The 4,998-nt window shown below is 41.6% G+C and carries 3 protein-coding genes; 1 reads left to right on the top strand and 2 read right to left on the bottom strand.

Annotated features, from left to right (window positions below; translation table 11 throughout):
- A partial coding sequence (locus ACJAZP_RS19880) for a response regulator transcription factor (protein ID WP_415232477.1) occupies positions 1–647 on the top strand: 647 nt, incomplete at its 5' end.
- A 126-nt stretch (positions 648–773) separates the two neighbouring features.
- On the opposite strand, the gene ACJAZP_RS19875 is transcribed toward ACJAZP_RS19880, so the two are convergent.
- Positions 774–2,246 (bottom strand): flavin-containing monooxygenase, encoded by a 1,473-nt coding sequence (locus ACJAZP_RS19875; RefSeq protein ID WP_415232476.1) that lies wholly within the window; start codon positions 2,244–2,246, stop codon positions 774–776.
- Between the two features lie 549 nt (positions 2,247–2,795).
- Positions 2,796–4,998: L-glutamate gamma-semialdehyde dehydrogenase (locus tag ACJAZP_RS19870; RefSeq protein WP_415232475.1), on the bottom strand; the 2,203-nt coding region annotated here is incomplete at its 5' end.

The following is a 4,998-nucleotide window of genomic DNA, read 5'->3' as shown; positions in this document are numbered from 1 at the left end:
TTGCAGATGACCACCCCTTATTCCGTAGTGCATTAAAACACGCTGTTTTAGGTACATTAGGTGACAACATATTAGAATCTGCGAGTTTTGACGAAACCTTGGATTTATTAAACATTCATCAAAATATCGAACTGGTGTTTTTGGATTTAAATATGCCGGGTAATCATGGGCTTACTGGACTTACTGTATTGCGTAATCATTACCCTGATGTGCTGGTAGTCATAGTGTCAGCAGAAGAGCGCCCAGAAATCATTAAAAAAGCCATCGACTTTGGTTCCAGCGGCTATATCCCCAAATCTACCCCGTTACCGGTTATCACTCAAGCCGTGGTGCAAATATTAGATGGTCAAATTTGGGTGCCAGAAGACATGCTAAGCGATGTAAAATATCTCGATAACTCCCAATACAAAACCTTTGCTACTCGATTAGAACTGCTCACGCCGCATCAATTTAGAGTGTTGCAATTGATGGCCGATGGACTGCTAAATAAACAAATTGCCTACGAATTACAAGTGAGCGAGTCCACCATCAAACAACATGTGTCTGCGGTCTTGAATAAACTTGGATTTAATAACCGTACTCAGGCAGGAGTAATGTTTAAAAGTGTAATGAGCACAGTCGAGGGTGAGCATATGAGTGACTTCTAAGATCTATTAATGTACATGAATTAATACCATCGCTTCCATGCACTAATTATTACTTACGCTAGATATACCTATCTACTTCTTTAGCACAGTGATAATGGGTCCTTTAATTAGTTAGCCCTGACTTGTTTACTTAGGTGTAATCGAAGAAAAAACAATACTGTCATCAACCACTGACTCATAGCTCAAACTCATCCGATCAAGTATATAATTTTGGTTAAGTCTCCAGGGCTTATCCCGCCCCTGTTTGGGCATCTTATCCAATGCCCGAGTAATATAGCCTGAGGTGAAATTAATAAAAGGCTCTGCCTCAATGCCATTAATGGGTAGGACGGGCTGACAGTAATGATGTTGATGCTTATCCATATAGTTAATCAAACGGCATACATACTGTCCGACTAAATCTGACTTCAGAGTCCAAGACGCATTGGTATAACCCATCGAAAACGCGAAGTTAGGTAAACCACTTAACATCATGCCTCTGTAACAATAACTATCAGCGGCATTAAATGGTTTGTTATCAACGCTTAATTTATATGAACCGAGTATTTCTAAATTGAGTCCAGTAGCCGTCACAATAATATCTGCTGCCAGTACTTCGCCGGTCTGCAACTTAATCCCAGTAGCGGTAAAGGAGTCTATATGTTCAGTGACAACACTGGCCGAACCACTTTTTATAGCTTTAAACAAATCACCGTCGGGCACTAAGCAAGCCCGTTGGTCCCAAGGTTGGTAACTCGGTTTAAAGTGTTTATCAACGGGATAATCCTCTCCAAGTGCATCAATTACGCCGTCCCGTATGACTTTCTTTGCAGACTCGGGGCGTCGCCTAGCCATGCTATACATAAACATGCCTTGGAGTATTTTGTTCCAGCGGCTGAAACTGTAAGCAAGTTTAGCGGGCAAATAGCGGCGCATTATATTAGCAAATACATCTTGTTCGGATCTTGAGGCAATATAGGTAGGAGAGCGCTGTAACATAGTGACATGCCCAGCCGTATTGGCCATGGCTGGAACAATGGTAACAGCAGTTGCACCACTGCCAATTACAATCACGTTTTTACCCGCGTAATCGAGATTTTTTGGCCAATGTTGCGGATGAATCACTTCACCTGAAAAATTCTCAATGCCTTTAAAATCTGGGGTGTAACCATTATCGTAATTATAATAACCGGCACCAGAAAAAAAGAAACGGCTGATAAATTGGCAACACTCCCCCGTTTTAAGATTTTGGATCTCAGTATGCCATTTGGCGCTAGCACTATCCCAGTTGGCTGCGAGTACTTTATGTTCGAATAATATGTGTTTATCTATGCCATTTTCAGTTGCGGCTTCAGAAATATAATGTTTGATATCTTGGCCAGGGGAAATGGCTTTTGGCGAACGCCAAGGTTTAAAGTTAAAGCCAAAAGTAAACATGTCTGAATCAGAACGAATTCCGGGATAGCGAAAAAGATCCCAGGTGCCACCCACTTCGCTGCGGGCTTCAATAATAGCGTATGATTTGGTCGAGCAATGCTTCTGAAGATGATAGGCCGTCCCGATACCGGAAATGCCAGCGCCAATAATTAATACGTCTACTTCGCTTGTTTTTATACTCACTGTATTAATTCTCTATCAACCCTTTCGAACGCAGTAGGCGAGCGAATGTAAGTATCTGATATTATTGCTATTAGCGTTGATAGTCAATTATCTGTTAACTATGCATTGTTACTAAAATCAGCACCGCTGCAAATGAAAATATAGAGATCATCAAACAAGTTATTTTGAGCAAAAATATATGGCTATGCGTTTTATTGCGTATTATTGTGTATTAGGTTAGCTGTCTAATGAGCAGAGCCTTTGGAATTTAAAGCTGGAGTGTCAAAGGGATTAATCACACGACTTTGCATCGAACCCAAGAGGTCATAAACAGGCTATATTGAGAGTTCTCAATAAATATAAATAACCCCATATTTTCTGTTAATACCTATTCAAAACAGGGCTGATACCAGTAAATGTGAAGTGCAGCAACACTCAAGTGACATGTGAACTGGACTCACTTTATTTAAAATTCTTGATAAATTTAACACAAAAAAAACCAGCTGTTCAGCTGGTTTTTTTGATTTTGAGTAAAGTAAGCCTTGTTAGGTGCTTTTTATTTTTGTGACTTTACTCTTCATCTTCTACCAATGTCATGAGTGAAGTATTACCGCCGGAAGCAGTGGTATCAATGCTAACCGTTTTTTCAGTTAACAAACGCTGGATCAGATGGTCATAATACTCAGCGGTAATAACGGGCAGTATTGCTCCTGTGCGTTTGGCTAGCATTTGTACCATATAACTGGAACGATCACTTTCACTGTCAATAACCACACCCGCTAGAGATTCTTCGGCTAACAAAGCTTCTAAGTGATGTAGTTTAGCAACTTGGAATACGCCTTCAGGTGCACCTGTTGCAATAAACTGTTCGCGAAATTCTATCGCTTCAGCATAAAACAGCTCAGATACCACTGAAATGACCACATTTCCTGTGGCCAAAGCGGTCACAATAGATAATATCCAATACTCAAATGTCACGTCTTTATCAGCGAAACACACTAAAACGCCTCTGGGCTCCAAATACAACACATTGGATTCACCCGTCGGTCCAGGTAAAAGCTTAGGTTTTTTCAGACGTTTTTCGATACTGATTAATTGCGAACGAGCTGCTGCTAAGGTGGAATTTAAATCATCAGCTAGTTCTTCTACTATATCCACTTTGGCAATAGTTGCGAGTAGTTGACGCACTGACGAGAGACGGGTATTTAAATCCGTTAAACGCCAATCATTTTCGGTAGTGTGAGCATTTTTCATGAAAATGGCAGCTTGTTGCTTGGCCTCTTCGTTACTTTCTAGTGCTTTATCGGTGTTGGGCATTAATTCAGTGATGGCCCGAGGTGTCGATTTTTCAAGCATAAGTCGAGTTAAGTAATTGGGACCACCCGCTTTGGGACCGGTTCCAGATAGACCGCGACCACCAAAAGGCTGAACCCCAACTACAGCACCTATCATGTTGCGATTTACATAAACGTTACCAGCACGCGATAGTTTAACTAATTCCATGGCTCTAGCATCGATTCGAGTATGAATACCCATCGTCAAACCAAAACCTGTGGCATTAATTTTTTCCACTGTTTTTTCAAGTTCATTCGCTTTGAATCGCACTATATGAACACAAGGACCAAATACTTCACGTTTAAGAACTGAAATATCTGCAATTTGATAAAGTTTTGGAGCAAAAAATGTACCATTGTTAGCTGGTATTTTGCATTCGTATAATAAGGTTCCGTTTTGTTGCATATCTTCAGCATGAGCTTGCAAATTATCCAAGGCTTTTTGGTCGATTACTGGACCAATGTCCGTTGCTAGGTAGGCAGGATCGCCGACACTTAACTCATGTAGTGCGCCTATTAACATTTCTGTAACGCTATCGGCTATTTCTTCTTGCAAAAATAATACTCGAAGAGCTGAACATCGTTGCCCAGCGCTTTGAAAACCAGAAGCAATAACGTCGTCAACCACTTGTTCAGGCAAAGCCGTTGAGTCAACAACCATGCAATTCTGGCCACCCGTTTCAGCTATCAATGGGACTTGCTCGCCACCTCTTTGTGCTAAGGCGTTGGCAATCACATTACCCGTAACCGTAGAGCCGGTAAACATAACTGCTTTGATCCGCTCATCAGGCAACAGAACTTTTCCCACATCGGGACCTGCAGCAATCACAGACTGCACAACACCTGCTGGCAAACCTACATACTCCATTAACTGCAAAGCGCGTAATGCAATTAGGCTGGTTTGTTCTGCGGGTTTAGCAATGACAGTATTACCGGTCACAATAGCGGCAGCTACTTGTCCTAAAAATATGGCTAAGGGGAAATTCCACGGACTGATACATAACACCACGCCACGAGGTGCTAACCTATCATCTTCAGCGAGTTCTTCGGCCCGAGCAGCATAATAGCGACAAAAATCTACCGCTTCACGAACTTCATCTACTCCATCTGATGTAACTTTTCCTGCTTCTTTTATACACAGGGCAATAAGTTCGTCAATATGTCGCTCGAGAATATCTGCAGTTCTACGCAGCAAATTCGCTCGTTCAGTCATTGGTGTCTTTGACCAAGTAGTAAAAGTATTATGTGCGATGGTCAATTTATCTGCCATCTGCTTTTGGGTATCAAAATTATGATAGCCAATAATTTCATTCAAATTGGCAGGATTACGCACGGCATGACTGCCTTCTGGAACTTGTTCCTCAGTCAGTAGGTTTTCTTCAAACCAGGTATCAATGGCCGCTTTTAGTGGGGTAATATGATTTATGTCGGTAACGTCG

It is taken from the genome of Psychromonas sp. (assembly GCF_047632955.1).
Lineage (GTDB): Bacteria > Pseudomonadota > Gammaproteobacteria > Enterobacterales > Psychromonadaceae > Psychromonas.
The sequence above is the reverse complement of the archived record's forward strand: the minus strand, read 5'-3'. Positions and strand labels throughout refer to the sequence as shown.